The sequence below is a fragment of the Streptomyces lincolnensis genome, from assembly GCF_021173675.1.
GTDB classification, from domain to species: domain Bacteria; phylum Actinomycetota; class Actinomycetes; order Streptomycetales; family Streptomycetaceae; genus Streptomyces; species Streptomyces lincolnensis_B.
On sequence record NZ_JAIHON010000009.1, the window covers coordinates 397,947 to 420,704 of the forward strand.

General features: G+C 70.6%; 22 protein-coding genes. 15 read left to right on the forward strand and 7 right to left on the reverse strand.

Going from position 1 to position 22,758, the window contains the following annotated elements:
* Positions 1 to 12: 12 nt before the first annotated feature.
* Positions 13 to 1,233 (reverse strand): hypothetical protein, encoded by a 1,221-nt coding sequence (locus K4B79_RS28270; protein ID WP_232029749.1) that lies wholly within the window; start codon positions 1,231 to 1,233, stop codon positions 13 to 15.
* Positions 1,234 to 1,370: 137 nt separating this feature from the next.
* Between K4B79_RS28270 and K4B79_RS28275 the strand changes: the two genes are divergently transcribed.
* The 12 genes from K4B79_RS28275 to relA all read left to right on the forward strand — a co-directional run bounded on the left by K4B79_RS28275 (position 1,371) and on the right by relA (position 13,782).
* Entirely contained in the window at positions 1,371 to 1,913 is a 543-nt protein-coding gene (locus tag K4B79_RS28275) for a hypothetical protein (RefSeq protein WP_232029750.1), read from the forward strand.
* A 136-nt stretch (positions 1,914 to 2,049) separates the two neighbouring features.
* Positions 2,050 to 2,961 (forward strand): pyridoxal 5'-phosphate synthase lyase subunit PdxS, encoded by a 912-nt coding sequence (pdxS, locus tag K4B79_RS28280; protein ID WP_306502736.1) that lies wholly within the window; start codon positions 2,050 to 2,052, stop codon positions 2,959 to 2,961.
* Positions 2,961 to 3,578, forward strand: coding sequence for a pyridoxal 5'-phosphate synthase glutaminase subunit PdxT (gene pdxT, locus K4B79_RS28285; protein ID WP_232029751.1), 618 nt, complete (start codon positions 2,961 to 2,963; stop codon positions 3,576 to 3,578). The genes pdxS and pdxT overlap by 1 nt, the downstream gene beginning before the upstream one ends.
* Positions 3,579 to 3,626: 48 nt before the next feature.
* Positions 3,627 to 4,379, forward strand: coding sequence for a YebC/PmpR family DNA-binding transcriptional regulator (locus K4B79_RS28290; protein ID WP_232029752.1), 753 nt, complete (start codon positions 3,627 to 3,629; stop codon positions 4,377 to 4,379).
* 130 nt (positions 4,380 to 4,509) lie between these two features.
* Positions 4,510 to 5,040 carry a crossover junction endodeoxyribonuclease RuvC gene (ruvC, locus tag K4B79_RS28295; protein ID WP_232029753.1) on the forward strand — a complete coding sequence of 177 codons (531 nt, stop codon included), beginning with the start codon at positions 4,510 to 4,512 and terminating at the stop codon, positions 5,038 to 5,040.
* Complete coding sequence (gene ruvA, locus K4B79_RS28300; RefSeq protein ID WP_232029754.1) at positions 5,037 to 5,639, forward strand: Holliday junction branch migration protein RuvA; 603 nt, start codon at positions 5,037 to 5,039, stop codon at positions 5,637 to 5,639. The genes ruvC and ruvA overlap by 4 nt, the downstream gene beginning before the upstream one ends.
* 25 nt (positions 5,640 to 5,664) lie before the next feature.
* The gene (gene ruvB, locus K4B79_RS28305) at positions 5,665 to 6,759 is read left to right on the forward strand and encodes a Holliday junction branch migration DNA helicase RuvB (protein WP_232029755.1); all 1,095 of its coding nucleotides are present in this window, start codon (positions 5,665 to 5,667) and stop codon (positions 6,757 to 6,759) included.
* A gap of 175 nt (positions 6,760 to 6,934) precedes the next feature.
* The gene (gene yajC / locus K4B79_RS28310) at positions 6,935 to 7,468 is read left to right on the forward strand and encodes a preprotein translocase subunit YajC (protein WP_232029756.1); all 534 of its coding nucleotides are present in this window, start codon (positions 6,935 to 6,937) and stop codon (positions 7,466 to 7,468) included.
* 133 nt (positions 7,469 to 7,601) lie between these two features.
* The gene (gene secD, locus K4B79_RS28315; protein WP_232029757.1) at positions 7,602 to 9,368 is read left to right on the forward strand and encodes a protein translocase subunit SecD; all 1,767 of its coding nucleotides are present in this window, start codon (positions 7,602 to 7,604) and stop codon (positions 9,366 to 9,368) included.
* A gap of 1 nt (position 9,369) precedes the next feature.
* The gene (gene secF / locus K4B79_RS28320; RefSeq protein WP_232029758.1) at positions 9,370 to 10,491 is read left to right on the forward strand and encodes a protein translocase subunit SecF; all 1,122 of its coding nucleotides are present in this window, start codon (positions 9,370 to 9,372) and stop codon (positions 10,489 to 10,491) included.
* A complete protein-coding gene (locus K4B79_RS28325) occupies positions 10,488 to 11,036 on the forward strand; it encodes an adenine phosphoribosyltransferase (protein ID WP_232029759.1) in 549 nt (182 codons plus the stop codon). Before secF ends, K4B79_RS28325 begins: the two co-directional genes overlap by 4 nt.
* Positions 11,037 to 11,241: 205 nt before the next feature.
* Positions 11,242 to 13,782: a GTP pyrophosphokinase gene (gene relA, locus K4B79_RS28330; RefSeq protein WP_232029760.1), complete on the forward strand. Its 2,541-nt coding sequence runs from the start codon at positions 11,242 to 11,244 to the stop codon at positions 13,780 to 13,782.
* Positions 13,783 to 13,860: 78 nt separating this feature from the next.
* On the opposite strand, the gene K4B79_RS28335 is transcribed toward relA, so the two are convergent.
* A complete protein-coding gene (locus K4B79_RS28335; RefSeq protein ID WP_232029761.1) occupies positions 13,861 to 15,090 on the reverse strand; it encodes a DUF349 domain-containing protein in 1,230 nt (409 codons plus the stop codon).
* Between the two features lie 135 nt (positions 15,091 to 15,225).
* A complete protein-coding gene (locus tag K4B79_RS28340) occupies positions 15,226 to 16,050 on the reverse strand; it encodes a peptidylprolyl isomerase (RefSeq protein WP_232029762.1) in 825 nt (274 codons plus the stop codon).
* 179 nt (positions 16,051 to 16,229) lie between these two features.
* Here K4B79_RS28340 and K4B79_RS28345 point away from each other — a divergent pair, with 179 nt between their 5' ends.
* Together K4B79_RS28345 and hisS are read left to right on the forward strand one after the other, a co-directional pair.
* Entirely contained in the window at positions 16,230 to 16,937 is a 708-nt protein-coding gene (locus K4B79_RS28345; protein ID WP_232029763.1) for an MBL fold metallo-hydrolase, read from the forward strand.
* Between the two features lie 12 nt (positions 16,938 to 16,949).
* Positions 16,950 to 18,212 carry a histidine--tRNA ligase gene (gene hisS / locus K4B79_RS28350; protein ID WP_232029764.1) on the forward strand — a complete coding sequence of 421 codons (1,263 nt, stop codon included), beginning with the start codon at positions 16,950 to 16,952 and terminating at the stop codon, positions 18,210 to 18,212.
* 186 nt (positions 18,213 to 18,398) lie between these two features.
* Here the strand turns inward: hisS and K4B79_RS28355 are convergent, their stop codons facing one another.
* Genes K4B79_RS28355 through K4B79_RS28370 form a run of 4 tightly spaced genes read right to left on the reverse strand, consistent with a single transcriptional unit; the run spans position 18,399 to position 21,929 of the window.
* A complete protein-coding gene (locus K4B79_RS28355) occupies positions 18,399 to 19,025 on the reverse strand; it encodes a response regulator (protein ID WP_232029765.1) in 627 nt (208 codons plus the stop codon).
* Entirely contained in the window at positions 19,022 to 20,263 is a 1,242-nt protein-coding gene (locus tag K4B79_RS28360; RefSeq protein WP_232029766.1) for a sensor histidine kinase, read from the reverse strand. The genes K4B79_RS28355 and K4B79_RS28360 overlap by 4 nt, the downstream gene beginning before the upstream one ends.
* Positions 20,221 to 21,066, reverse strand: a complete 846-nt coding sequence (locus K4B79_RS28365) for an ABC transporter permease (protein WP_232029767.1) — start codon at positions 21,064 to 21,066, stop codon at positions 20,221 to 20,223. Before K4B79_RS28365 ends, K4B79_RS28360 begins: the two co-directional genes overlap by 43 nt.
* Positions 21,063 to 21,929, reverse strand: a complete 867-nt coding sequence (locus tag K4B79_RS28370) for an ABC transporter ATP-binding protein (protein WP_232029768.1) — start codon at positions 21,927 to 21,929, stop codon at positions 21,063 to 21,065. The genes K4B79_RS28365 and K4B79_RS28370 overlap by 4 nt, the downstream gene beginning before the upstream one ends.
* 145 nt (positions 21,930 to 22,074) lie before the next feature.
* Between K4B79_RS28370 and K4B79_RS28375 the strand changes: the two genes are divergently transcribed.
* Positions 22,075 to 22,737: a vitamin K epoxide reductase family protein gene (locus K4B79_RS28375; RefSeq protein ID WP_232029769.1), complete on the forward strand. Its 663-nt coding sequence runs from the start codon at positions 22,075 to 22,077 to the stop codon at positions 22,735 to 22,737.
* Positions 22,738 to 22,758 lie beyond the last annotated feature (21 nt).

The window sequence follows — 22,758 nt, forward strand, 5'->3', positions numbered from 1 at the left end:
CACTTGACGCTCTCAGGGCGTCAGCAGGGGCCACACGTCGCGGTCCGCCGTCGTACTGAACACCGGGTCGCCGTGGCCGTGGCCCGCGACCACCCGGAAGGACACCTTCGGGTTGCCTCCCGCGCGGATCAGCTCGGCGCCGCGCGGGTGGTCCCCGCGGCCCAGCTCCATGTTCACCCAGGTCACCTCGGCCCGGATCCGGTTCCAGGCGATGCGGTACGTCGCCTCGTCGCCGGCCCAGACGGCCGCGAGGTCGCGCAGCGCGGTCGGGATCAGCCCGCTGCCCAGGGCCGACACGGCCTCGGCCCAGACGGCGAACGGGCTGTGGGCGAGGGTGAACCGGTCCCCGGCGGGCGTGGCGCCGAAGGTGTACGTGCCCGCGCTGTGGCCCTGGTGGTAGATCCAGTTCGCGGTACCGGGCAGCGTGCCGGTGCGGATCAGCGCGAAGTGGGCCAGTCCGGCGTGGGTGAACCGGGTGGCGGGGTCGACGGGACGCGGCACGTCGCTCGGGCCGCCGGGATCGGCGGTGGCGCGGGCGAACAGCGCCTTGTACCCGGGGTCCGTCGCATACACCCCCGCGTCGATCTGGGCCTGGAAGGCGTCCCGGGCCTGTGCGGCCCGCATGGCCAGCTCACCCTCGTAGGGGCCCGTGGTGTCGATGGCGACCACCTGCCGCAGCCGGGGCGAGGTGTCGTGCGCCGCGGCGTCCAGGGCGAGCCCGGCGCCCGACGAGTGGCCGACGAGCCGGTACGGCAGGCCGAGGGCGGCGTCGACGGCGCCGACCACCCGGCGCAGATCGCGCCGGTGGGCGGCCAGTCCCCAGGCGCTCGTGATGTCCTGCGCGGCGGCCGGATCCTCGCGCGGAGTGACCCCGACGACGAGATCCCCGCGCCGCCGGAAGTGGTGCGCGAGGTTGCGCTCGCGCGGGGTGAAGAAGTTGCCGGCGAAGTTCATGCCGCTGCCCGGCAGCAGATACGCCACACCCCTGGGCGCCCGACCTGTGTCGGCGAGGACGTCCACGCCGACGGGCACGGCACCACCGTCGGGCACGGTGAACCGGACGCGTACCCAGCCGTCGCCCCGCTCGACCCCGGCCTCCCGCGCGGTCGGCCCCAGGGCCCGCCGGATCCTCGGCAGGACGTCACCCGGGCCCGCGTGGGCCGGATGCCCGGCGCTGAGTCCGGCCGTGGCCAGGGTGGCGGCTCCCGCCGCCAGCACCGTACGTCTGTCCATGATCGTCTCCCCCTCGTCGTGGACATACGCGCACCACCCTTCCCAACGGCGTGCCGCGCTCCAAGGGCGAATCACGCCGACACGGTCGGAAGCGGGCCGGTCCGAGGGCCCGGCCGGGCACGGGTAGCCTGCGGGCCGTGACTTCCACACTGATCTGGATCGCGGTGGCCCTGTTCGCGGTCGGCCTCTACCTGAGCTGGACCGCGGGCCGGCTCGACCGGCTGCACGCCCGGATCGATGCGTCCCGCGCCGCTCTGGACGCCCAGTTGCTGCGCCGTGCCTCGGTGACCCAGGAACTGGCCACCTCCGGAGTGCTCGACCCGGCCGCGTCGATCGTGCTGTACGAGGCGGCCCACGCCGCCCGCCAGGCCGAGGAGGAACAGCGCGAGGTCGCCGAGAGCGAGCTGAGCCAGGCGCTGCGGGCCGTGTTCGCCGAGTCCCAGCAGGTCGAGGCGGTCCGCGAGGCGCCCGGGGGAGAGGCGGCCGCCCGGGAACTGACCGAGGCGGTCCGCAGGGTGCCCATGGCCCGGCGCTTCCACAACGACGCCGTACGGGCGGCCAGGGCGCTGCGCAGGCACCGCAAGGTCCGCTGGTTCCGGCTGGCCGGCCACGCGCCGTTCCCGATGGCCTTCGAGATGGACGACGAGCCTCCGGCGGCGCTCACCGACCGCCCGTCCTGACGGCATTCAGGCCCTCACCCGGCCCGCCCTGGCCGGAAAACGATCCACCGCCTCCTCATTGGCCCTTGCTGTGGCCTGCTCCCCTCACGTTTCCTCGGTGCTGCAGAAACCCTCTTTCACTTCAGCGAGGTCATCCGTGTCCAGCACGCTTTCCGACAACCAGGGTCCCGAGACCGGCACCGCGCGCGTGAAGCGCGGCATGGCCGAGCAGCTCAAGGGCGGCGTGATCATGGACGTCGTCACGCCGGAGCAGGCGAAGATCGCCGAGGACGCGGGCGCCGTCGCCGTCATGGCCCTGGAGCGGGTCCCGGCCGACATCCGCAAGGACGGCGGCGTGGCCCGCATGTCCGACCCGGACATGATCGAGGGCATCATCGAGGCCGTCTCGATCCCGGTCATGGCCAAGTCCCGCATCGGCCACTTCGTCGAGGCCCAGGTGCTGCAGTCCCTCGGCGTCGACTACATCGACGAGTCCGAGGTGCTCACCCCGGCCGACGAGGTCAACCACTCCGACAAGTGGGCCTTCACGACCCCCTTCGTCTGTGGTGCCACCAACCTGGGCGAGGCCCTGCGCCGCATCGCCGAGGGCGCGGCCATGATCCGCTCCAAGGGCGAGGCCGGCACCGGCAACGTCGTCGAGGCCGTGCGCCACCTGCGCCAGATCAAGAACGAGATCGCCCGCCTGCGCGGCTACGACAACAACGAGCTGTACGCGGCGGCCAAGGACCTGCGCGCCCCCTACGAGCTCGTCAAGGAGGTCGCCGAGCTCGGCAAGCTCCCGGTGGTCCTGTTCTCCGCCGGCGGCGTCGCCACCCCGGCCGACGCCGCCCTGATGCGCCAGCTCGGCGCCGAGGGCGTCTTCGTCGGCTCCGGCATCTTCAAGTCCGGCGACCCGGCCAAGCGCGCCGCCGCCATCGTCAAGGCCACCACCTTCTACGACGACCCCAAGATCATCGCGGACGCCTCCCGCAACCTCGGCGAGGCCATGGTCGGCATCAACTGCGACACCCTCCCCGAGGCCGAGCGCTACGCGAACCGGGGCTGGTGATGACCGCTCCCGTGGCCTCTCCCGTCGTCGGAGTGCTCGCGCTCCAGGGCGACGTGCGGGAGCACCTGATCGCCCTGGCCGCAGCCGACGCCGTGGCCAGGCCGGTGCGGCGCCCGGAGGAACTCGCCGAGGTGGACGCCCTCGTCGTCCCCGGCGGCGAGTCCACCACCATCTCCAAGCTGGCCGTCCTGTTCGGCGTGATGGAGCCCCTCCGCGCGCGCGTGCGCGACGGCATGCCCGTCTACGGCACCTGCGCGGGCCTGATCATGCTCGCCGACAAGATCCTCGACCCGCGCTCGGGCCAGGAGACCATCGGCGGCATCGACATGATCGTGCGCCGCAACGCCTTCGGACGCCAGAACGAGTCCTTCGAGGCGGCGGTCGACGTCAAGGGCGTCGAGGGCGATCCTGTGGAGGGGGTGTTCATCCGCGCCCCCTGGGTCGAGTCCGTCGGTGCCGAGGCCGAGGTGCTCGCCGAGCACGACGGCCACATCGTCGCGGTCCGTCAGGGCAACGCGCTCGCCACGTCGTTCCACCCGGAACTGACCGGCGACCACCGGGTGCACGCGCTCTTTGTCGACATGGTGCGCGCCAACCAGGTGGCCGAGTCCTTGTAGGATCGCTGGCGTTCGTATCTGGATGGGTTACGCGAAGGAGACAGGCAGATGTCCGGCCACTCTAAATGGGCCACGACGAAGCACAAGAAGGCCGTGATCGACGCCAAGCGCGGCAAGCTCTTCGCGAAGCTGATCAAGAACATCGAGGTCGCGGCGCGCATGGGCGGCGTGGACCTCGACGGCAACCCGACGCTGTACGACGCCGTCCAGAAGGCGAAGAAGAGCTCGGTCCCGAACAAGAACATCGACTCCGCGATCAAGCGCGGCGGTGGCCTTGAGGCCGGTGGCGCCGACTACGAGACGATCATGTACGAGGGCTACGGCCCGAACGGCGTCGCGGTCCTCATCGAGTGCCTCACCGACAACCGCAACCGCGCCGCCTCCGACGTCCGCGTCGCCATGACCCGCAACGGCGGCTCCATGGCCGACCCGGGCTCGGTGTCGTACCTCTTCAACCGCAAGGGCGTCGTCATCGTCCCCAAGGGCGAGCTGGCCGAGGACGACGTCCTCGGAGCGGTCCTGGACGCGGGCGCCGAAGAGGTCAACGACCTCGGCGAGTCCTTCGAGATCCTCAGCGAGGCCACCGACCTGGTCGCCGTCCGCACCGCCCTGCAGGACGCCGGGATCGACTACGACTCCGCCGACGCCAACTTCGTCCCGACCATGCAGGTCGAGCTGGACGAGGAGGGCGCCAGGAAGATCTTCAAGCTGATCGACGCGCTCGAGGACAGCGACGACGTCCAGAACGTCTTCGCCAACTTCGATGTCAGCGACGAGGTCATGGAGAAGGTCGACGCCTGAGCCGACGCTCCGGATGCGAACGGGCCGACGGGACACACCCGTCGGCCCGTCGCGTTGACCGGCGTTGTCGGTGGCACCCGATAGCCTGCACAAACAGGCGAGCGAAGAGTAAGAAGAGTAAGGGGGCGGGGTGCGCGTACTGGGGGTGGACCCGGGACTGACGCGGTGCGGTGTCGGTGTGGTCGAGGGCGTCGCGGGGCGGCCGCTCACCATGCTCGGCGTCGGCGTCGTCCGCACGCCCGCGGACGCCGAGTTGGGGCAGCGCCTCGTCGCCGTCGAGCAGGGCATCGAACAGTGGCTGGACGAGCACCGGCCCGAATTCGTCGCCGTGGAGCGGGTGTTCAGCCAGCACAACGTCCGTACGGTGATGGGCACCGCCCAGGCCAGCGCCGTCGCGATGCTCTGCGCCGCCCGCCGCGGCATCCCCGTCGCCCTGCACACCCCCAGCGAGGTCAAGGCCGCCGTCACCGGCAGCGGTCGCGCGGACAAGGCCCAGGTCGGTGCCATGGTCACCCGGCTGCTGCGGCTCGACGCGCCCCCGAAGCCCGCCGACGCGGCCGACGCCCTCGCGCTCGCCATCTGCCACATCTGGCGCGCCCCCGCCCAGAACCGACTCCAGCAGGCCGTCGCCCTGCACGCATCGAAAGGCCGTAGGGCATGATCGCCTTCGTCAGCGGCACCGTCGCCGCACTCGCCCCCGACGCCGCGGTGGTCGAGGTGGGCGGTGTCGGCATGGCCGTCCAGTGCACGCCGAACACGCTCTCCACGCTCCGGCTCGGCCAGCCGGCCAAGCTCGCGACCTCCCTCGTCGTACGCGAGGACTCACTGACCCTGTACGGCTTCGTCGACGACGACGAACGCCAGGTCTTCGAACTGCTCCAGACCGCGAGCGGAGTCGGCCCGCGGCTGGCCCAGGCGATGCTGGCCGTGCACAGCCCGGACGCACTGCGCCGGGCCGTCGCGACCGGTGACGAGAAGGCGCTCATCGCCGTCCCGGGCATCGGCAAGAAGGGCGCCCAGAAGCTGCTCCTCGAACTGAAGGACCGCCTGGGCGAGCCCATCGGCGCCCCCGCGATCGGCGCCCCGATCACCCAGGGCTGGCGCGACCAGCTGCACGCGGCCCTGATCGGTCTGGGGTACGCGACCCGCGAGGCCGACGAGGCCGTGTCCGCCGTGGCGCCGCAGGCCGAGGCCGAGGGCACCCCCCAGGTCGGCCGGCTGCTGAAGGCGGCCCTGCAGACCCTGAACCGCGCCCGCTGACCCATCGGATACCGAGGCACATCACATGAACTGGGACGACACGGCCGACGAGAGTGCCGCCGAGCGGCTCGTCGGCCCCGCCGCGGAGCGGCTGGTGGACTCCGGCGCCGACCGGGAGGACCAGGCCGTCGAGGCCGCCCTGCGGCCCAAGGACCTGCACGAGTTCATCGGGCAGGAGAAGGTCCGCGAACAGCTCGACCTGGTCCTCCGGGCGGCCCGCGCCCGCGGCGCCACCGCCGACCACGTCCTTCTCTCCGGCGCCCCCGGTCTCGGCAAGACCACCCTGTCGATGATCATCGCGGCCGAGATGAACGCCCCGATCCGCATCACCAGCGGCCCCGCGATCCAGCACGCCGGCGACCTGGCCGCGATCCTGTCCTCCCTCCAGGAGGGCGAGGTCCTCTTCCTCGACGAGATCCACCGCATGTCGCGGCCCGCCGAGGAGATGCTGTACATGGCGATGGAGGACTACCGGGTCGACGTCATCGTCGGCAAGGGCCCCGGCGCCACCGCCATCCCCCTGGAGCTGCCGCCCTTCACGCTGGTCGGCGCCACCACCCGCGCGGGCCTGCTGCCGCCCCCGCTGCGTGACCGCTTCGGCTTCACCGCGCACATGGAGTTCTACGAGCCCCCCGAGCTGGAGCGGGTCATCCACCGCTCGGCGAACCTGCTCGACGTCGAGATCGAGGCCGACGGCGCCGCCGAGATCGCCGGCCGCTCCCGCGGCACGCCCCGCATCGCCAACCGCCTGCTGCGCCGGGTGCGCGACTACGCCCAGGTCAAGGCCGACGGCCTGATCACCCGGGACATCGCCGCGGCGGCCCTCGCCGTCTACGAGGTCGACGCCCGTGGCCTCGACCGCCTGGACCGGGGCGTTCTGGAGGCCCTGCTCAAGCTGTTCGGCGGCGGCCCGGTCGGCCTGTCCACGCTCGCGGTCGCGGTGGGGGAGGAGCGGGAGACCGTGGAGGAGGTCGCCGAACCGTTCCTTGTCCGTGAGGGCCTGCTCGCCCGCACCCCGCGCGGCCGGGTCGCCACGCCCGCGGCATGGGCGCATCTCGGCCTCACCCCGCCCCGGTCGGCGTCCACAGGAAACGGACAACAGGACCTGTTCGGGACGTGACGACGCGGTGACGGCGCGCGCATTGGCCCGAGCAGGAACCCCGGTGGGATGCTGAGCGTTGTTCCATGCGCGCGGACTCGCTTAGACTCCGCCGATGCCGCCTTTGTCGGCGGCGTACATACCCCCAACCATCAGGCCGCTCACCATCGCGGTCGCGTGAAGGAAGTACCGACCCGTGAGTCTCGTGACCCTCCTCCCGTTCATCGTGCTCATCGGGGCCATGTTCCTGATGACCCGCTCCGCCAAGAAGAAGCAGCAGGCAGCGGCGCAGATGCGGAACGATATGCAGCCCGGCAGTGGCATCCGCACCATCGGGGGCATGTACGCGACGGTGAAGGAGGTCAACGAGGACACGGTCCTCGTCGACGCCGCTCCGGGCGTCGACCTCCTCTTCGCGAAGAACGCCATCGGGGCCGTCCTCTCCGACGACGAGTACAACCGCATCGTCCACGGCATCGAGCACGACCTGAAGTCCGACTCCGACGTCGTCCCCGACGACGCCTCCTCCCTCACCGAGACCGACGAGACCGAGGCCGCCGACGCGGACTCCGACTCCGACTCCGACGACAAGTCCGTCGACCTCGGCAAGAAGGACACGGTCGAGGAGACCACCGACGCCGAGCCCACCGAGGCCGCCGCCGCGAAGACGGACGACGTGAAGACGGACGAGGAGCCGAAGAAGACCGGCGGCGACTCCGAGGCCAAGTAGTCGCACGCCGGGGGCGCGCGAACCGCCGCAGCGCGCCCCGGGACGTGTGCAGCTCGCACGGGATCCCGACACATTGTCATGGCCGCCCGCCCGCCGATCCGGCGCGAGGCGGCCCGAGAGGGAGTACAAGAAGGTGGCAGCACCTAAGAGGGGCCGGAACGCGAGCGCCCAGAGCAAGCCAGGGCGCTCGCTGGCCCTCATCCTGATCGCCATGGTGGCGCTGACCGGAGGGATGTTCCTGTCCGGGCACACCACCCCGCGGCTCGGCATCGACCTCGCCGGCGGTACCAGCATCACGCTGCGGGCCGAGACGGAGCCGGGCCAGGAGTCCGCGATCAACAAGACCAACATGGACACCGCGGTCGAGATCATGAACCGCCGTGTCAATGGTCTTGGTGTCTCGGAGGCCGAGGTTCAGACCCAGGGCGACGCGAACATCATCGTCAACATCCCCAAGGGCACGAACTCCAAGGAGGCCCAGGACCAGGTAGGCACCACCGCCAAGCTCTACTTCCGCCCGGTCCTCACCACCGAGCTCTCCGGCCCCGCGTCGGCCAGCCCGTCGCCGAGCGCCTCCAGCAGCGCGAGCGACAAGGCGACCGACGGCTCCAAGGAGGAGGCGACCTCGTCGGGATCCCCCTCCGCCACGCCGTCGCCGACCTCCAGCACCCAGGGCCGCGCGGTCACCGACGCCCTGAAGGCCGACGCCACGCCGTCCACGAGCCCCTCGGGCTCCACGAGCCCCTCCGCCTCCCCGTCCGCGAGCGGCGGCGCCGACGACGCGACCAGCAAGCTCCAGGCCGAGTACGCCGCTCTGGACTGCACCAAGCCGACGGTCCGCGCCGAGGCCGGCAAGGGCGCCAAGCCCACCGACCCGACGGTGGCCTGCGGCAACTCGAGCGGCCAGTGGCAGAAGTACATCCTCGGCCCGGCCGCGGTCGACGGCACCGACGTCGACAAGGCGCAGGCCGTCTTCCAGACGACGACCGCCGCCGGCTGGACCGTCACCATGGACTTCACGGGCAAGGGCACCAAGAAGTTCGCCGACATCACCGGCCGGCTCGCCCAGAACCAGCCCCCGCAGAACCAGTTCGCGATCGTGCTCGACGGCGAGGTCGTCTCCGACCCGCGCGTCAGCCAGGCGCTGACCACCGGCAACGCGGAGATCTCCGGCAGCTTCACCCAGGAGGAGGCCCAGGGCCTCGCCAACATGCTGTCGTACGGCGCCCTGCCGCTGTCCTTCAAGGAGGACAGCGTCACCACGGTGACGGCCGCGCTCGGTGGCGAGCAGCTGCACGCCGGTCTGATCGCCGGCGCCATCGGTCTCGCCCTGGTCGTCCTCTACCTGCTGGTGTACTACCGCGGCCTGTCGTTCATCGCGGTCGCCTCGCTGCTGGTCTCCGCCGCGCTCACCTACGTGATCATGTCGCTGCTCGGCCCGGCCATCGGCTTCGCGCTCAACCTGCCGGCCGTCTGCGGTGCCATCGTCGCGATCGGCATCACGGCGGACTCGTTCATCGTCTACTTCGAACGGGTCCGTGACGAGATCCGCGAGGGCCGCACCCTGCGCCCCGCCGTCGAGCGGGCCTGGCCGCGCGCCCGGCGCACCATCCTGGTCTCCGACTTCGTGTCGTTCCTCGCCGCGGCGGTGCTGTTCATCGTCACCGTCGGCAAGGTCCAGGGCTTCGCGTTCACGCTCGGTCTGACCACCCTGCTCGACGTCGTCGTGGTGTTCCTCTTCACCAAGCCGCTGCTGACGCTCATGGCACGCCGTAAGTTCTTCGCGAGCGGCCACAAGTGGTCCGGCCTCGACCCCAAGGCCCTGGGCGCCAAGCCTCCGCTGCGCCGCACGCGCCGCACCGCTCCCACCGCCGGCCCCGTCGACCCGAAGGAGGCGTGAGATGTCGAAACTCGGCAACCTCGGCGCCCGACTGCATCGTGGCGAGATCGGCTACGACTTCGTCAAGAACCGCAAGATCTGGTACGGCATCTCGATCCTGATCACCATCACGGCCATCGTCGGCCTGGCGGTGCGCGGCCTGAACATGGGCATCGACTTCCAGGGCGGTGCGGTCTTCACCACCCCGAAGAACACCTCCGTCTCGGTCTCCCAGGCCGAGGAGTACGCGACGGAGGCATCCGGCCACGAAGCGATCGTGCAGAAGCTCGGCAACGGCAGCCTGCGCATCCAGATCGCCGGCATCGACACCGACAAGTCCAACCAGATCAAGGAAGAGCTGGCCAAGGACCTCAAGGTCGACGCCGAGCAGATCAACGCCGACCTGATCGGCCCCAGTTGGGGTGACCAGATCGCCAACAAGGCCTGGCAGGGCCTCGGGATCTTCCTGGTCCTCGTCGTGATCTATCTGGCGATCGCCTTCGAATGGCGCATGGCGGTCGCCGCGTTCGTCGCGCTGATCCACGACATCACCATCACCGTCGGCATCTACGCCCTCGTCGGCTTCGAGGTCACACCCGGCACGGTGATCGGTCTGCTGACCATCCTCGGTTACTCGCTCTACGACACGGTCGTCGTCTTCGACAGCCTCAAGGAACAGACCAAGGACATCACCAAGCAGACCCGCTGGACCTACAGCGACGTCGCCAACCGCTCGATCAACAGCACGCTGGTCCGTTCCATCAACACCACCGTGGTGGCGCTGCTGCCGGTGGCGGGCCTGCTGTTCATCGGTGGCGGTGTCCTCGGGGCCGGCATGCTGAACGACATCTCGCTGTCGCTGTTCGTCGGTCTCGCCGCCGGTGCGTACTCCTCGATCTTCATCGCCACGCCGCTCGTCGCCGACCTCAAGGAGATCGAGCCGCAGATGAAGGCGCTGAAGAAGCGCGTCCTCGCCAAGCGTGCCCAGGCGGCCACCGCGGGTGTGTCCCCGGACGCCCAGGTCACCGACGAGGAGCCGGTGGACGAGCCCGAGGACGACGAGGCCCACGCGGTCGTCGGTCCGCGCAGCCAGCCCGCGTCCCGCAACCGGGGTCGCGGCCGTCCGTCGGGGAAGCGCCGATGACCGAGCTCGCGGAGATCACGCCGCTGCTGCTCAGCCGGATCCGTGACGTGGCCGACTACCCGGAGCCGGGCGTGATGTTCAAGGACATCACCCCGCTCCTGGCGGACCCGGCGGCGTTCACCGCGCTCACCGACGCCCTCGCCCGGATCGCCACGGAGACCGGCGCCACGAAGATCGTCGGCCTGGAGGCCCGCGGCTTCATCCTCGGCGCCCCGGTCGCGGTCCGCGCGGGCCTGGGCTTCATCCCCGTGCGCAAGGCGGGCAAGCTCCCCGGAGCGACCCTCAGCCAGGCCTACGACCTGGAGTACGGCTCGGCCGAGATCGAGGTGCACGCCGAGGACCTCGCGGCCGGTGACCGGGTCCTGGTCGTGGACGACGTCCTGGCCACCGGTGGCACCGCCGAGGCGTCGATCCAGCTCATCCGCCGGGCGGGCGCCGAGGTCGCGGGCCTGGCCGTCCTGATGGAGCTGGGCTTCCTGGGCGGTCGCGCCCGCCTGGAACCGGCGCTGTCCGGAGCTCCGCTGGAGTCGCTGCTCAAGGTCTGAGACCGGCGGAGCCACCCGGGGGACACCCCGGCGACACCCGCAGAACACCGCGAGGGCGGGCCCGGAGGAATCCGGTGCCCGCCCCTCGTGTTTCACGAGTAGACGGCCCTCACATCGGCCTGAAGGCGATCCTGGGGCGCAGGATCGCTACCATGGGGTCTCCGGAGCCTGACCGGGGGACCCGGATCGCGCACGAGGAGTCCTCTTGCCAGACGAGGCCCAGCCCCTTACCGCCGCCAAGCCCGAGTCCGCCTCGGCCCCCGCGGCGAAGCCCGCGCCGAACGCGTCGCAGGCGAAGAACGACACCCGCGGGCCGGTCCAGCACGCCCAGGCCGCGCCCGTCGACAAGCCCGCCGAGCCGCCGCGCCCCAAGCCGGTCACGCCCGAGCGCCCCGTGAACACCTCCACGGTCCGTGCCCCCGCCGGCCAGCCCGCCCGTTCCGGCTCCTCCAACCGCGTCCGCGCCCGTCTCGCCCGCCTCGGCGTCCAGCGCTCCAACCCCTACAACCCGGTTCTGGAGCCGCTGCTGCGGATAGTGCGCAGCAACGACCCGAAGATCGAGACCGCGACGCTCCGCAAGATCGAGACGGCCTACCAGGTCGCCGAACGCTGGCACCGCGGCCAGAAGCGCAAGAGCGGCGACCCGTACATCACGCACCCGCTCGCGGTGACCACCATCCTCGCCGAGCTCGGCATGGACCCGGCCACCCTCATGGCCGGTCTGCTGCACGACACCGTCGAGGACACCGAGTACGGCCTGGACCAGCTGCGCCGCGACTTCGGTGACTCGGTCGCCCTCCTCGTCGACGGCGTCACCAAGCTGGACAAGGTCAAGTTCGGCGAGGCCGCACAGGCCGAGACCGTGCGCAAGATGGTCGTGGCGATGGCGAAGGACCCGCGGGTCCTGGTCATCAAGCTCGCCGACCGGCTGCACAACATGCGCACCATGCGCTACCTCAAGCGGGAGAAGCAGGAGAAGAAGGCGCGCGAGACCCTGGAGATCTACGCGCCGCTCGCCCACCGCCTGGGCATGAACACCATCAAGTGGGAGCTGGAGGACCTCGCCTTCGCGATCCTCTACCCCAAGATGTACGACGAGATCGTCCGGCTGGTGGCCGAGCGGGCACCGAAGCGTGACGAGTACCTGGCCATAGTGACCGACGAGGTCCAGGCCGACCTGCGCGCCGCCCGTATCAAGGCCACCGTCACCGGCCGCCCGAAGCACTACTACAGCGTCTACCAGAAGATGATCGTCCGCGGCCGGGACTTCGCGGAGATCTACGACCTGGTGGGCATCCGCGTCCTGGTGGACACCGTCCGCGACTGCTACGCGGCGCTGGGCACCGTCCACGCCCGCTGGAACCCGGTTCCGGGGCGGTTCAAGGACTACATCGCGATGCCCAAGTTCAACATGTACCAGTCACTGCACACGACGGTCATCGGACCCAACGGCAAGCCGGTCGAACTCCAGATCCGCACCTTCGACATGCACCGCCGCGCCGAGTACGGCATCGCCGCGCACTGGAAGTACAAGCAGGAGGCCGTCGCCGGCGCCTCCAAGGTCCGCAACGACGCGCCCAAGTCGACCGGCAAGGGCAAGGACGACCACCTCAACGACATGGCGTGGCTGCGCCAGCTCCTCGACTGGCAGAAGGAGACCGAGGACCCGGGCGAGTTCCTGGAGTCCCTGCGCTTCGACCTGTCCCGCAACGAGGTCTTCGTCTTCACCCCCAAGGGCGACGTCATAGCGCTGCCGGCCGGTGCCACTCCCGTGGACTTCGCCTACGCCGTGCACACGGAGGTCGGCCACCGGACCATAGGCGCCCGGGTCAACGGCAGGCTCGTCCCCCTCGAATCCACGCTGGACAACGGCGACCTGGTCGAGGTCTTCACCTCCAAGGCGGCCGGCGCGGGCCCCTCCCGCGACTGGCTCGGCTTCGTGAAGTCGCCGCGTGCCCGCAACAAGATCCGCGCCTGGTTCTCCAAGGAGCGGCGCGACGAGGCGATCGAGCAGGGCAAGGACGCCATCGCACGGGCGATGCGCAAACAGAACCTGCCGATCCAGCGCATCCTCACCGGCGACTCGCTGGTCACGCTCGCGCACGAGATGCGCTACCCGGACATCTCCTCGCTCTACGCGGCGATCGGCGAGGGCCATGTGGCCGCGCAGAACGTCGTGCAGAAGCTGGTGCAGGCCCTCGGCGGCGAGGAGGCCGCCACCGAGGAGATGGACGAGTCGGTCCCCTCCACGCGCGGCCGCGGCCGCAAGCGGCGCAGCAGCAACGACCCGGGTGTCGTGGTCAAGGGCGTCGACGACGTGTGGGTCAAGCTCGCCCGCTGCTGCACGCCCGTGCCCGGTGATCCGATCATGGGCTTCGTCACCCGCGGCAGTGGAGTATCGGTTCACCGCAACGACTGCGTGAACGTGGACTCCCTGTCCCGTGAGCCCGAGCGCATCCTGGAAGTCGAGTGGGCGCCCACCCAGTCCTCGGTCTTCCTGGTCGCCATCCAGGTCGAGGCCCTGGACCGCTCCCGGCTCCTGTCGGACGTCACCCGCGTCCTGTCCGACCAGCACGTCAACATCCTCTCCGCGGCCGTCCAGACCTCCCGCGACCGCGTCGCCACCTCCCGCTTCACCTTCGAGATGGGCGACCCGAAGCACCTCGGGCACGTCCTGAAGGCGGTCCGGGGCGTCGAGGGCGTGTACGACGTGTACCGCGTGACGTCGGCGCGCAGCCGGTCGTAGCGGACATCGCGCAGCCGTCGTAGCGGACATACCGAAGGGCCCCGCACCCGAGGGTGCGGGGCCCTTCGCCGTACGGTCTCAGCCGCCGAACTCCTGGAGGCCCTTCAGGGCCTGGTCCAGAAGCGCCTGGCGGCCCTCCAGCTCACGCTCGAGCTTGTCGGCCCTGGCGTTGTTGCCCTGGGCGCGGGCCTGCTCGATCTGGCCCTTGAGCTTGTCGACGGCGGCCTGGAGCTGGCCGGTCAGACCCTCGGCACGCGCGCGTGCCTCCGGGTTGGTCCGGCGCCACTCGGTCTCCTCGGCCTCCTGGATGGCCCGCTCCACGGCGTGCATCCGGCCCTCGACCTTCGGGCGGGCGTCGCGCGGGACGTGGCCGATGGCCTCCCAGCGCTCGTTGATCGAGCGGAACGCGGCCCGCGTGCCCTTCAGGTCGCCGATCGGCAGGAGCTTCTCGGCCTCCTCGGCCAGCTCCTCCTTCAGCTTGAGGTTCTCCGTCTGCTCGGCGTCCCGCTCGGCGAAGACCGAGCTGCGGGCGGCGAAGAACACGTCCTGGGCACCGCGGAAGCGGTTCCACAGGTCGTCCTCGTGCTCGCGCTGGGCACGCCCCGCGGCCTTCCACTCCGCCATCAGCTCGCGGTAGCGCGCGGCCGTCGGGCCCCAGTCCGTCGACCCCGACAGCGCCTCGGCCTCGCCGACCAGGCGCTCCTTGGTGCGGCGGGCCTCCTCGCGCTGCGCGTCCAGCTGCGCGAAGTGCGCCTTGCGGCGCTTGGAGAACGCCGAGCGGGCGTGCGAGAAGCGGTGCCACAGCTCGTCGTCGGACTTGCGGTCCAGGCGGGGCAGGCCCTTCCAGGTGTCCACCAGGGCACGCAGCCGCTCACCCGCCGCCCGCCACTGGTCGGACTGGGCGAGCTCCTCCGCCTCGGTGACCAGGGCCTCCTTGGCGTGCCGGGCCTCGTCGGACTGCTTGGCGCGCTGCTGCTTGCGCTCCTCGCGGCGCTTCTCGACGGTCTCCACGAGCTTGTCCAGCCGGACCTTGAGCGCGTCCAGGTCACCGACCGCGTGGTGGGCGTCGACCTGCTCCCGGATGTGGTCGATCGCGACCTGTGCGTCCTTCGCCGACAGGTCGGTGGTCTTCACTCGCTTCTCGAGGAGGCCGATCTCGACAACCAGGCCCTCGTACTTGCGCTCGAAATAGGCCAGCGCCTCTTCGGGAGAGCCCGCCTGCCAGGAACCGACGACCTGCTCGCCGTCGGCCGTACGCACGTACACGGTCCCCGTCTCGTCGACGCGGCCCCACGGGTCGCTGCTCACAGCGCCTCCTCCACATGATGCCTGCGAGGGGCCTCAGCACCCCCGGGCATCGTCCACAGTTTCGTCACGGCCAACATAGGCGACCGGCGGGCGGCCTGTCCGCATCCCGCGCGACCGAAATTTCGCAGCTGGCGGTCAGGATTTGGTGACAGTTGCCTTGTTGATGACAACGGTCGCGTTGGGTGCCGTGTTGCCCGTCGTGGGGTCCGCGGCCTGCGCTCCGGCGGCGGCGATCTTCTTCAGGACCTTCATGCCGGATTCGGACACGGTGCCGAACGGTGTGTAGCTGGGCGGCAGCTGACTGTCCTGGTAGACGAGGAAGAACTGACTGCCGCCGGAGTTCGGCTGGCCGGTGTTCGCCATCGCCACGGTGCCCGCCGGATAGATGTTGCTCTTGAGGCTTTTGTCCTTCAGATTCTCGTCCGGGATCGTGTAGCCCGGACCGCCGCTGCCACTGCCCGTCGGGTCGCCGCACTGGAGGACGTAGATGCCCTCGGTGGTGAGCCGGTGGCACTTGGTGTGGTCGAAGTAGCCCTTGCCCGCGAGGAAGTCGAACGAGTTCACCGTGCGCGGCGCCGCCGACGTCTTCAGCGCGATGTCTATGTCGCCGCAGGTCGTCGCCAGCTCCATCGTGTACGTCGCCGACTTGTCGATGGTCAGCGGCGGCTCCTTCTTCCAGGTCGCCGTCTTGGCCTTGCCCGCCGCCGGCTTCTCGCACGGGTCCGGCGCCTTGCTGGGCTCCGCGCTCGGCGTCGATTCGGAGCTCGCGTTGGTCTTGTCGTCGTCCTTCAGCACACCGCTCGTGTACAGGGCGAGACTGCCGACCAGGACCACGCCGAGTACCGACGCGATCACCGAGTTGCGCATGCGGGCCTTGCGCCGCGCGGCTGTGCGCCGCTGCTGTTGCCGCAAGAACTTCTCCCGGGCGAGCTGACGCTTCCGCTGTTCCTGGGTGACCACCGGATTCTCTCCTCGTGCGTCTCGTACGTCGACTGGGACGCGTGCGTCTTGTGAGCCGACCGCCTGCGTGTGCCCCGTACCGTATATGGGTTCGCTGAGGAATCGGCAGCGCCGGTAGGCTCTGACCACAGGCTTAGCCGCCCCGAAGCCCGCCCGTATCGACACAACGAGGGACGATCGTGCTCATTGCCGGGTTCCCCGCCGGAGCCTGGGGGACGAACTGTTATCTCGTCGCCCCCGCTGCCGGTGCGGAGTGCGTGATCATCGACCCCGGCCACCAGGCCGCCGAGGGAGTCGCGGAGACGCTGAAGAAGCATCGGCTCAAGCCCGTCGCCGTCGTCCTCACGCACGGCCACCTCGACCACGTGGCCTCGGTCGTCCCGGTGTGCGGCGCGCACGACGTGCCGGCCTGGATCCACCCCGAGGACCGCTACATGATGAGCGACCCGGAGAAGGCGCTGGGCCGCTCCATCGGGATGCCGCTGATGGGCGAGCTGACCGTGGGGGAGCCGGACGACGTCCGTGAACTGGCCGACGGCTCGAAGCTGGAGCTCGCGGGTCTGGAGCTGACCGTCGCGCACGCGCCGGGCCATACCAAGGGGTCGGTGACCTTCGGCCTGCCCGAGGCGGCGGACATCCCGCCGGTCTTCTTCTCGGGCGACCTGCTCTTCGCCGGCTCCATCGGACGCACCGACCTGCCCGGCGGTGACATGGCCGAGATGCTCGACTCGCTGGCCCGCGTGTGCCTGCCGCTCGACGACTCGACCGTGGTGCTGTCCGGCCACGGCCCCCAGACGACCATCGGCCAGGAGCGCGCCACCAACCCGTATCTGCGGCAGGTGGCCGCCGGCCAGGGAGCCTCCGAGGCTCCCCGACGAGGAATGTGACGAGAGACTTCCGTGAGCACCTTTCAGGCCCCCAAGGGCACGTACGACCTGATCCCCCCGGACAGCGCCACCTACCTGGCCGTCCGTGAGGCGATCGCCGCGCCCCTGCGCAACTCCGGCTACGGCTACGTCGAGACGCCCGGCTTCGAGAACGTCGAACTGTTCGCGCGCGGTGTCGGTGAGTCCACCGACATCGTGACCAAGGAGATGTACGCCTTCGAGACCAAGGGCGGCGACAAGCTGGCTTTGCGCCCCGAGGGCACGGCCTCCGTGCTGCGCGCCGCCCTGGAGGCCAACCTGCACAAGACGGGCAACCTCCCGGTCAAGCTCTGGTACTCCGGCTCGTACTACCGCTACGAGCGCCCCCAGAAGGGCCGCTACCGGCACTTCTCCCAGGTCGGCGCCGAGGCCATCGGTGCGGAGGACCCGGCGCTGGACGCCGAGCTGATCATCCTGGCCGACCAGGCGTACCGCTCGCTGGGCCTGCGGAACTTCCGCATCCTGCTCAACAGCCTCGGCGACAAGGAGTGCCGTCCGGTGTACCGGGCCGCGCTGCAGGACTTCCTGCGCGGCCTGGACCTCGACGAGGACACCCTGCGCCGGGCGGAGATCAACCCGCTGCGGGTCCTGGACGACAAGCGCGAGTCGGTCCAGAAGCAGCTCGGAGACGCCCCGCTGCTGCGGGACTACCTCTGCGACGCCTGCAAGGCGTACCACGAAGAGGTCCGCGAGCTGATCACGGCCGCGGGCGTCGTCTTCGAGGACGACCCGAAGCTGGTCCGCGGCCTGGACTACTACACCCGCACCACCTTCGAGTTCGTCCACGACGGTCTGGGCTCCCAGTCCGCGGTGGGCGGCGGCGGCCGCTACGACGGCCTCTCCGAGATGATCGGCGGCCCCGCGCTGCCGTCGGTGGGCTGGGCGCTCGGCGTCGACCGCACGGTCCTCGCCCTGGAGGCGGAGGGCGTCGAGCTCGAACTCCCCGCCGCCACCAGCGTGTTCGCGGTACCGCTGGGCGAGGAGGCCCGCCGGATCCTGTTCACCAAGGTCACCGAGCTGCGCAAGGTGGGCATCGCCGCCGACTTCTCCTACGGCGGCAAGGGCCTCAAGGGCGCCATGAAGAACGCCAACCGCAGCGGGGCCCGCTACACCATCGTCGCCGGCGAGCGCGACCTCGCCGAGGGCGTCGTCCAGCTCAAGGACATGGAGTCCGGCGAGCAGACGGCGGTCGGGATCAACGAGATCGTGGCGGAGCTGGAAGCACGGCTCGGCTAGGGCTTTCCTCGCCCCCGGACCCCCGCTGAAATCAGCCCCTCCGGCGTTTGAGGAGCGGGGTCTGGGGCGGAGCCCCAGAAGGATGGGACGGGTAGGGGCGACGGGGGCGAGATTCTCAGTCCAGCAACCCGTACCGCATCGCGCCCGTCACCTCGGCCGTCCGGTCGTCGACCCCGGGGGGCCGGGCTATGGGTCGAGCAGTCCGTGGCGCATGGCCTTGGTCACGGCGGCCGTTCGGTCGTCGACGTCGAGTTTCCCGAAGACGCGCAGCAAGTGGGTCTTGACCGTCGACTCCCCGATGAACAGCCGCCTGCCGATCTCCGCGTTCGTGCAGCCCTCGGCGACCAGCCTGAGGACCGCCGTCTCGCGTGAGGACAGGTGGGGGCGCTCCGGCTTGGTCCGCAGCTGGTCGACAAGCCGTGCGGCGACCGACGGGGCGAGCACCGTCTCGCCGCGCGCCGCCCGCCGTACCGCCTCCGCGAGTTGACCCCGGGGCAGGTCCTTGAGGAGATAGCCCGCGGCTCCCGCCTCCACGGCCCGCAGGATGTCCCGGTCCGTCTCGTAGGTCGTCAGGACGACGACCCGGCAGGGCAGACCTGCCCCCGACATCCGCACGATGGAGTCGACGCCCCCGCCGCCCGGCATCCGCAGGTCCATCAGCACGATGTCGGGCCGCAGCTCGGCCGCCAGGGCCTCCGCCTGGGGCCCGCTGGAGGCGTCGGCGACCACCTCCAGATCCGGCTCGGCGCTCAGCATCGCCCTGAGGCCCTCCCGTACGACGGGATGGTCGTCGGCCAGGATGATCCGGATCACGTTGAGCAGCTCCTCACAGGGGGGACGGGCAGCCGGACGGTCACGGTCGTCCCGTCGCCCGGCGCACTCAGGATCCGTGCCGTGCCGCCCACCTCGGTGGCCCGGGCGCGCAACCCCGCCAGACCGTAGCCGCCGCGCACGGCCGCCGGATCGAAACCGCACCCGGTGTCCCGTACGCACACGGTGAGCGCCTCGTCGGCGTAGGTCAGCGCGATCCCCACGGACGCCGAACTCCCGGCGTGCCTGCGGGCGTTGGCCAGCGCCTCCTGGCAGGCGCGCAGCGCCACCACCTCGGGCCCCGCGGGCAGCGGACGCACCGGACCGGACACTTCCAGGGCCGCCTCGTGGCGCGCGGCCAGCCGGCGCAGGGCGTCCGGGAGCGAGGCACCGTCCAGGTCGGCCGGTGCACCCCCGGCGACCAGGGCACGCGCCTCGGCCAGGTTCTGCCGGGCGGTATCGTCCATCAACGCCAGATGACGGCGGGCCTGCGGGAGGTCGTGGTCGAGTTCCGCCTCGACGGCCTGGATCAGCATCAGCAGGCTGGTGAAGCCCTGCGCGAGGGTGTCGTGGATCTCCCGGGCCATCCGTTCCCGCTCGGTCAGGGCCCCGTGCGCCGCCGAGAGGCGGGAGATCTCGTGGCGGCTGGAGTCCAGCTCCGCGATCAGCGCGGCCCGGTCCTGGCTCTGCTCGATGATCCGGATGACCCAGCTGCCGACGGCGATCGAGAAGACGAGGGAGACCACGGCGAACAGCGCGTTGGCGAAGACGTCCTCGTCGCTCGGCCGCCAGAGCAGGACCCAGCCCACCACCGGCACGATGTTGATCACGGCCACCACGACCAGCGCGCGCCGCATCCGCAGGGTCATGAAGCACTGGGGGACCAGCGCGAAGGTCATCAGCCGGGTCTCGCCCACCAGGATCGCCGACGGCAGGAACAGCGCCATGGCCGCCCCGAGATAGCCGAGGGCCTGCCGCTCCTCGGGCGGATCACCCCGGAGGATGGGCCGCCCCACCCACACGAACAGGGGGACGAGCGCGACGAGGAGTCCCGCCGCGACGACGCGGACCGACCGCCCCGGCCGGTCCGCGCCGAGCACGGTCACCAGGGTGGCCAGCCAGATGAGCGCGAAGTACGCGTCCCAGATCCGGAACGACCGGTCCCAGGTGTACGCGCCGACGGCCCCGTCCGGGTCCGTCACCCGTCGCGCCGGTTCTTCCACCGGAAGGTCAGCAGGCACAGCAGCAATCCTCCGACGCACCACGCCGCCAGCACCAGAGCGACCCGCCCGAACTCCCAGCCTCCGGCCTGCTCCAGGACCTGGGCCGACTCCGGCAGGAACACCCCGCGCAACCCCTGGCACATCCACTTCAGCGGGAACAGGGCCCCGATGTTCAGCATCCAGTCCGGGATGGTGTCGATCGCGATGTACACGCCGGAGATGAACTGCAGGACCAGGAAGGGCAGCACGACCACGGAACTCGCGCTCTTGCTCGTCTTCGGCAGCGAGCTGATCGCGATGCCCAGCAGCGCGCACGCCGTCAGGCCCAGCACGAAGATCCAGGCGAAGTCGAACCAGCGGGCCGCGTCCGAGGGCAGCTCCACGTCGTACAACGTCGTGCCGACGGCCAGCAGGATCACCGTCTCCAGCAGACCCGTGACGAGAACCAGCCAGATCTTGCCGAGGAAGTACGCCGCCGGCGGCATCGGCGTGCCGCGCAGCCGGCGCAGCACCTTCTCGTCCCGTTCGATCGCGATCGAGATGCCGAGCGACTGGAAGCTGGTCGACATGATGCCGGCGGCCATCATCGCCGGGACGTACAGCTGCGAGGCGGTGATGCCGGCGCCCTCCACGTCGTCGCTGAAGATCGAGGCGAACAGGAACAGGAACACCACCGGGAAGGCGAAGGTGAACACCACCTGGTCGCGCTGCCGGAAGAACTGCTTGAGCTCCAGGGCGCCCTGGCGCAGCCCCAGCCCCCACGCCCCGGGCAGCCGCGCGGCGGGCGCCTCGGTGCGGGACCGTACGGCGGTCGTGGTCATCGCGCGTCCTCCTGTCCGGTGAGCCGGAGGTAGACGTCCTCCAGCGTGGGGCGGCCGACCCGGAGCCCCGGGATCTCGCCGTCGAAGCGGCGCATCAGCTCGGCGACCGTCCGGGTGGGGGTGTCCGTGTGCTCGGTGCGCGGGACGCCGTCCGGCTCGATCCACTCGACGGTCGCCCCGGTGCCGTGGCGCTGCCGCAGGGCGGTGGGCTCGCCCTCGGCGACCACCTGCCCCCGGCTGATGATCGCGAGGCGGTGGGCGAGGGCCTCCGCCTCCTCCAGATAGTGCGTGGTGAGCAGGATGGTCGTGCCCTCGTCGGCCAGTTTGCGGATCAGGTCCCAGAACTGGCGCCGGGCCGCGGGGTCGAAACCGGTGGTCGGCTCGTCCAGGAGCAGCAGCTCGGGATCGCCGATCACCCCGAGGGCCACGTCGAGGCGGCGGCGCTGCCCGCCCGAGAGCGCCTTGATCCGGCTGTTCTCCTTGGCCTCGAGACCGACCAGCCCGATGACCTCCCCGGGGTCCCGCGGCCTCGGGTAGTAGCGGGCGAAGTGCCGCACGGTCTCGCCGACCGTCAACTCGGCGGGCGCGGATTCGTCCTGCCAGACGATTCCGACACGTGAGCGCCACGCGCGCGTGCCGTGCGCCGGGTCCGAACCGAGGACGGACACCTCGCCCGCGTCCCGGTCGCGGTTGCCCTGGAGGATCTCCACCGTCGTGCTCTTGCCCGCCCCGTTGGGCCCCAGCAGGCCGAAGACCTCCCCTTTGCGGATGCCGAGATCGATACCGTCGACCGCGGTCACGTCGCCGTACTGCTTGCGCAGCCCCCGTACGTCCACCGCGAGTTCTTTCGCGTGTGCTGTCATGTGTTCGAGCCTCGGCCGGAACCGAACGCTCAGGGACGACCGGGTGTCCCTCCTTATGTCCACCGAACGGTGGACAGACGCCTGTGTGCGGCACAATGGCCGATGCCCGAAGAAGGTCAACTCTCCAGCAGACGGAATCGGCGTGATGAGTAGGACCACAGTGAAAGACGTCTCCACCGAGCCCGAGCCGTCGTCGGCGGGCGCCGGCTCCGCGCCGCGCACGGTGGGCGGCAGCAAGGCCTTCGCCCTGCTGCTGGTGATCACCGGTGCGGCGGGTCTGCTCGCCGCGTGGGTCATCACGATCGACAAGTTCAAGCTCCTCGAGGCCAAGGTCGCGGGCACGACCTTCGTCCCCGGCTGCAGCCTGAACCCGGTCGTCTCCTGCGGCAGCGTCATGGAGAGCAAGCAGGCCGAGGCCTTCGGCTTCCCCAACCCGATGCTCGGCCTCGTCTGCTACGGCATCGTCATCGGCGTCGGCATGAGCCTGCTGGCCCGGGCCCGCTTCCCGCGCTGGTACTGGCTCACCTTCAACTTCGGCACGCTCTTCGGTGTCGGCTTCTGCACTTGGCTCCAGTACCAGTCGCTGTACCGCATCGGCGCCCTGTGCCTGTGGTGCTCCCTGGCCTGGGTCGCCACGATCTTCATGTTCTGGTACGTCACGTCGTTCAACGTGCGCAACGACTTCCTGCCCGCGCCCCGCTGGCTCAAGGGCTTCTTCAGCGAGTTCACCTGGGTGCTCCCGGTGCTGCACATCGGCGTCATCGGCATCCTGATCATGACCCGCTGGTGGGACTTCTGGACCAGCTGACCGTCCGGAACGGATTGTCAG